The organism is Mesorhizobium sp. M2C.T.Ca.TU.002.02.1.1 (assembly GCF_003997225.1).
On sequence record NZ_RZTO01000328.1, the window covers coordinates 1 to 6183 of the forward strand.

The window sequence follows — 6183 nt, forward strand, 5'->3', positions numbered from 1 at the left end:
GACAGAGATCATCAGCCGGCAGGCGATCCCGAAAGGCGTCTTCAACCTGGTGATGGGATCGGGATCGACAATCGGCCGCGAGCTTGCCGCCAATGCCGACATACAAGGGTTGAGCTTCACCGGCTCCGGCGCCGTCGGCTCCGGCATCGCGGCGCTCGCCGCCGCGCGTTTCGTGAAGCTGCAGCTCGAAATGGGGTCGAAGAACCCGTTCGTGGTGATGGACGACGCCGACCTCGACCGCGCCGTCGACCTTGCCGTGAACGGCGCCTTCGGCGGCACCGGACAAAAATGCACGGCCTCGTCGCGCCTGATCGTCCACCGGCCGATCCATGATGCCTTCGTCGAGAAGCTGCTGGCGAAAACCAGGGCCCTGAAGGTCGGCCATGCGCTTGAGGCCGGCGTCCAGATGGGGCCGGTCGTCAGCGCCGAGCAACTCTCGGCCAATCTCGATTATGTGACGCTGGGCATCAGCGAAGGCGCCGAGCTTGCGACCGGCGGCGAGGCGCTCGATCTCGCGCATACCGGCCACTACATGGCGCCCGCCGTGTTCCTCAACGGGGGCTCGCGCATGCGCATCAACCAGGAGGAGATGTTCGCGCCGATCACCTGCGTCATTCAAGCCGACGATCTCGACGAGGCGATCATGCTGGCCAACGACACGCCCTACGGGCTGACGGCCGGCATCGCCACCCGCTCGCTGGCGCGCGCGACGAAATTCCGCCACGCCTCGCGCTCGGGCTGCGTCATGGTCAACCTTGCGACCGCCGGCACCGACTATCACGTGCCGTTCGGCGGCGTTCGCGCCTCGAGCTACGGGCCGCGCGAGCAGGGCCGCGCCGCGGCCGAGTTCTACACCCAGGTCAAGACATCCTACATCCACGCGGGCGCGCCCGAATGACCACCGGCGCGCCGCAAGTGCTGATCGACGGGCTGCAATACTGCAACTGGTCGCGCGCGATTTTCGAGGAGATGCGCCAGGGCGGGCTGACCGCGGTCCATGCCACGGTCGGCTATCACGAGGGTTTTCGCGAGACGGTGCGCCACCTCGTCGATTGGCGCACTTGGCTTCGCGACAATGAGGACCTGATCCTTCTGGCGCGCGATGCCGGCGACATCGAGCGGGCGCGAGCCTCGAACCGGACGGCGATCCTGCTTGGCCTGCAGAACCCGATGCCGATCGAGGACGACATCGGCCTGATCGAAATGCTTTTCGATCTCGGCATCCGCTTCATGCAGCTCACCTACAACAACCAGTCGCTGCTCGGCTGCGGCTGGATGGAGAAGGAGGACAGCGGCGTGACACGGATGGGGCGCGAGGCGATCGCCGAGATGAACCGGCTCGGCATGATCATCGACCTGTCGCATGCCGGCGAACGGACCGCGCTGGAAACGATCGCGTTGTCGCAGCGGCCGGTGGTCATCAGCCACGCCAATCCACGCTGGCTGCGCGACAGCAACCGCAATGTCTCCAGGGCCATCTTGCAGGCATTGCGCGCAAAGGAGGGGTTGCTCGGCCTTTCGCTCTACCCGCTGCACCTCCCGAACGGCTCGGACACGACGCTGGAGCAGTTCGGGAAAATGGCTGCCGAAGCGGCCGGGATCATGGGAGCGGATCATCTCGGCATCGGCTCGGATCTATGCCAGGATCAGCCCGACAGCGTCGTGCGCTGGATGCGCGAAGGTCGCTGGACCCGCGAGATCCAGGCGGCCGCGAGCTTCCCGCCGCAGCCGTCCTGGTTCAGATCGAACCTCGATTTTCCGAAGCTGTCGCAAGGCCTTTCCTCGGCCGGGTTCGCTGAAGCCGAAGCCGCGCTGGTCCTTGGCGGCGCCTGGCACCGCTTCCTCAAGGCCAGCCTGCCTTCCGCCCGGGATTCGCAGGCAACGAGCTGACAGGCGCGGACAGGCAGCCCAGGTGGGGCCAAGCCCGGCCGTCCAGAGCAATCGGCCTTTGCCCTACCCCGCCGCCGGCTTCCCGAAGATCAGCCCCAGAAACTCCCCCAGCCAGCGCTTGAGGTGCATGTCCCAGATCAGCCGGCCGCCGAGATGGTCGCGGCCGGGCTGCGCGCCGGGCAATTCGAAACGATGCGCGCCGCGCACCACCCAGCGCTGCATCATCACGCGTGTCAGCTCGCCATGGAACTGGATGCCCCAGGCGTTCTCGCCGTAACGAAACGCCTGGTTGGGATAGGTTTCCGCCGTCGCCAGCAGCGTCGCTTCCTTCGGCAGCGAAAAGCCTTCGCGGTGGAACTGGTAGACCATCTCCGGCCAGTGCAGCAGTCTCTTGCCGGCCTCGGTTGCCTTCAGCGGATACCAGCCGATCTCGACCAGGCCTTCGCCATGGCCCTCGACCTTGCCGCCGAGATGGTTGGCCAGCATCTGCGCGCCGAGGCAGATGCCGAGGAACGGTCGGTTTTCCTTGAGCGGGATTTGCAGCCAGTCGGTCTCGCGGCGGACGAACTCGTCCTCGTCATTGGCGCTCATCGGCCCGCCGAACACCACCGCGCCGGCATGATCGTCCAGCGTGCAGGGCAGCTCGTCGCCGAGCGGTGGCCGGCGGATGTCGAGGTCGAAACCTTCTTCCAGAAGCATATGGCCGACGCGGCCGGGGCTCGAATTCTCCTGATGCAGCACGATCAGGATTTTTGGTCTCGGCCTCGGTCTGGATGGCATGGAAGGCGAAGGGTCCTGTTATTCGTCGCTTGAACTGCCCCGCGCGCCGGGCGCCTCGGCGGCCGCCTTGCGGCGCGCCTCGATGCGGTCACGGCGCTCGACGCCGATCAGCTCGGCGACCCGCCAGACGGTGTTGTCCTCGAGCTCGTGCAGCTCGCCATCGGCATAGACGATTTCCCACATCAGGCCAATGAAGGCCTTGCGCGCCTCGGCGTCGAGGTCGCGCTTGAGCACGCTGGTGAAGGCATAGAGATCGATCGATTCATTGTCGGCGCGCTCGCCGGCCGCGGCCAGCGCGTCGAGCTCCTCGCCGCTCACCGAATAGGTCTCGGAAAGGATCTGCTTGAACCGCTCCCATTCGACATCCTGGCGCACGCCGTCGGCGTTCATCACATGGTAGAGCAGCGCCGAGGCCGCGACGCGCGGATCGTCGGCGCTCGGCTTGGCCGCGCCGCTGGCCGGCAGATCCCTCAGGAAGGACAATACGCGCTCGAACATCGATGATTTTTCCCTGCCCGCCAAATCTTTCTTGTCCGCCACGCCGGACCTCAAAACAAACGAAACCGGCGCGGCGATTTTTCCGCCTCTTCTTCCGGCGCGACACCCGGATCGTCCGGCAGAGGCGGCAGCTCCGGGCCCCGCCCGGCGATTTCGGCCTCGCCGACGGCTTCCGCAACGGCCGTGTCCTTCTCGCCGCCATTCGCGGGTACCGGCGCCGGCTTCTCGGCCGGAGCATCGGCGACGATGTCGATCGCCTTCTCGGCGACAGGCTGGACAGGCGGCGCAGCGGTGATCGCCGGCACCGCGACATCCGCGTCGCTGTCGATCAGTTGGCCGAGCCGCTCCATCGGCGCGCGCCAGGTGAACGCGTCGAGCTTGCCGGTGATCGGTGATACCGGGGCCCAGCGCTCGGAGATGACGCCGTCGGCCACCCAGGCCGGATCGCGCGGCGCGCGCACGGCTTTGGACAGCAGCTGCCGCACCTTGCCCTGGTCGCCGGTCTCGGCTTCCTCGATATCGGCGAGCAGAAGATAGGCGCCCTCGCGGCGATCCATGCGGATCGCCGCCTCCGCCTCGCGCCGCGCGGTGGCGAAATCCTGCGCGTCGAGCGCCGCGCGCGCCACGGCCATGGACGATTCTGCGTGGTTCTTCTTCAAGTCCTGCAGCTTCTTCGCCCGGTTGAGGCGGTCGAGCACGGCATCGCCCGGCCTGGCATGGGTGTAGAGCTCGGCGATGTCGGGATGCGGCTCGGCCTTCCAGGCGGCCTCCAGGATCTTGGAGCCCTTGCGCACATCGTTTTGCCGGATAACCAGGTCGGCGGCGATCACCGCCGCCGGCGCGAAATCCGGCGCCAGCTTGTTGGCTTCGAGCGCCGCCGTGCGGGCCGCGTTCGGGTCGCTGTCGACCAGCGCTTGCGCCTTGGCCGTCAGCAGCACCGCGCGGCGGCGGTTGGCCGCGTCGCGCTCGATCTGCCTTGTCGATTTCTGCGCCTCGACCAGCTTCAGCGCGCCGTCCCAGTCGCCGCGTTCGGTGAGCTCCTCGAGCGTCGATTCCGCCGCCCAGGCAAGCTGCGGCGCAACCGCCGCCGCGCGGCCGGCATAGTGGCGCGCGGCATTGCGGTCGCCGAGGCGCTCGGCCTCCAGATAAAGCCCGCGCAGGCCCAGCAGCCGCATCTCCGGATCGTCGAGCATACGCTCGAATTTCTCGCGCGCGCCCTCGTGGTCGCCCTCGAGCAGCGAGGCCTGCGCGTCGAGCAGGTTGATCAGCGGCTCCCGGTCGGAGCTGATCAGCTTGGCGGCTTCCTTGGTCTTCTTGCGCGCCAGCGCGCCGTCGCCGGCGCCGGCGGCGATCATCCCGGTCGACAACGCCTGATAGCCGCGGTCGCGGCGGCGAACGCGAAAATAGCGCGAGATCGTGTAGGGGCTGTTCCACAGCGACTTGATCAGCCACCAGACGATCATCACCGCGGCGACCACGGCGACGATCGCCACCGCCGCCACCATCAGCGTGACCTGGTACTGGTAGCCGTTGAAGGTGACGAGCATGTCACCCGGGCGGTCGGCCAGCCAGGCAAAGCCCAGCCCCAGCGCGAAGACGACGGCGAGGAAGACGAGGAGGCGGATCATCTTGTCTCCTTATGCCTTCGTCGCGCCGGCAATCAGCGCTTCGAGCTGCTTTTCAACCTCGAGCCGCGCCTTCAGTTTGCCGGCAAAATCGGCGCCGGCCGCCTTTGCCGCGTCGGGCAGCGTGTCGTATTCGCTGAGCGCCTTGGCATAGTCGCCCTGGTTGACCGCCACTTCCATGCGGGCGACGGTTTCCGGCGCGCCCTTGCCTTCGACAGTGCCGACCGGCCGCACCTTGACCAGCGATTCCGCGCTCGACACCAGGCTCTGGAAGAAGCCGGCATTCTGGTCGACCGGCTTTGCCGCCTCGACCATGGCATTGGCGGCGGCATCGGCCTCCGATGCGATGGTGGCGCGGGTCGGCACGCCCTTCTCGGCATAGGAGCGCAGCGCCGCAAGCTCCGGCGCGTCCGGCGCGATCGCCGCGAACGTGTCGAGCTCGGTCGCGAAGGGAGCGCCGCGATCGAGCGCCGACTTCAGCGCCGAGGCGGCAATGGCCAAAGCGATCTTCGGCTGCGAGGCCTGCGCCTCGACCTTGCCGGAAAGCTGCGACACGGACTGCTCAAGCGCCGCCACCCGGCCGTCCTCGGCCTTGGCCGCGTCGCTGCTCGATTTCACCTGAGCGTCGAGCCCGGCGATCTTCTCGTTGAGCGGACCGAGATCGACGGGCGCGGCATTGCCGTTCTTCTGCAGCTCGGCAACGGTGGCCTCGATCTGGCCGACCTTGTCGCCGAGCGCCTTCAGCGCGGCGCCGTCGCCGCCCTGTCCTGCGGTGGATTTCAGCGCCGCGACGTCGGCCTTGACCTGCTCGAGCAGCGACGAAAGACCGTCGACCTTGGCCGACGCCCCGCTGTCGCCGCTTTCCTTCAGCGCCGCGATCTCGCTTTTCAACGAAGCGATCTCGCCATTGACGCCGTCGAGCGATCCGCCGCCCGATCCCGGCGCGCCGAGCAGGCCGACCGCCTGCAGCAGGCCGGCGCCGGCCAGCGCGATCACGCCGCCGATAACGCCTGCGGCGATGGCATTCACGCCGGTTTTTCGCGAGAGCTGCGGTACGCGATCCTCGCCCCGTGTCTCGCTTCGTGTCTCGTTTGATTTCGCTGTCGCGGCGCTGGCACTGGCCGCGGATGCGTCCTCGAAATTGTAGTCGAAGCCCTTGGGCTGGCTCTTCGCTGCATCCGAACCGCCGGGATATGGCTTTTCCGGCTCGTCCTTGCCGGCCTCGGTCGCCGCCTGCGCGGCGTCGCTATGCTCCCACGGCTCGATATCGGCCTGCTCGGCATGGATCGGCTCTTCCGGCGCCTCCGGCTGAGAAGCGGCGGCCGCCTCTTCCGCCTTCGCCTCGTCGGTCTGCGCAGCCTCGGCCTTGGCGGCATCCTCGTCGGTGATT

At 67.6% G+C, this 6183-nt stretch carries 6 protein-coding genes; 2 read left to right on the plus strand and 4 right to left on the minus strand.

Going from position 1 to position 6183, the window contains the following annotated elements; genetic code table 11:
* Together EOD07_RS18120 and EOD07_RS18125 are read left to right on the plus strand one after the other, a co-directional pair.
* Positions 1-898: aldehyde dehydrogenase family protein (locus EOD07_RS18120; protein ID WP_127236448.1), on the plus strand; the 898-nt coding region annotated here is incomplete at its 5' end.
* A complete protein-coding gene (locus EOD07_RS18125; protein WP_127236449.1) occupies positions 895-1890 on the plus strand; it encodes a membrane dipeptidase in 996 nt (331 codons plus the stop codon). The genes EOD07_RS18120 and EOD07_RS18125, both read left to right, overlap by 4 nt.
* A gap of 63 nt (positions 1891-1953) precedes the next feature.
* Here the strand turns inward: EOD07_RS18125 and EOD07_RS18130 are convergent, their stop codons facing one another.
* The 4 genes from EOD07_RS18130 to EOD07_RS18145 form a co-directional block, all read right to left on the minus strand.
* Positions 1954-2670 carry a glutamine amidotransferase gene (locus EOD07_RS18130; protein WP_127236450.1) on the minus strand — a complete coding sequence of 239 codons (717 nt, stop codon included), beginning with the start codon at positions 2668-2670 and terminating at the stop codon, positions 1954-1956.
* Between the two features lie 18 nt (positions 2671-2688).
* A complete protein-coding gene (locus EOD07_RS18135; RefSeq protein WP_127236451.1) occupies positions 2689-3168 on the minus strand; it encodes a TerB family tellurite resistance protein in 480 nt (159 codons plus the stop codon).
* A 50-nt stretch (positions 3169-3218) separates the two neighbouring features.
* Positions 3219-4796, minus strand: a complete 1578-nt coding sequence (locus EOD07_RS18140; RefSeq protein WP_127236452.1) for a heme biosynthesis protein HemY — start codon at positions 4794-4796, stop codon at positions 3219-3221.
* 9 nt (positions 4797-4805) lie between these two features.
* Positions 4806-6183, minus strand: a 1378-nt coding sequence (locus tag EOD07_RS18145) for a COG4223 family protein (RefSeq protein ID WP_127236453.1), incomplete at its 5' end; no start/stop codon positions are given.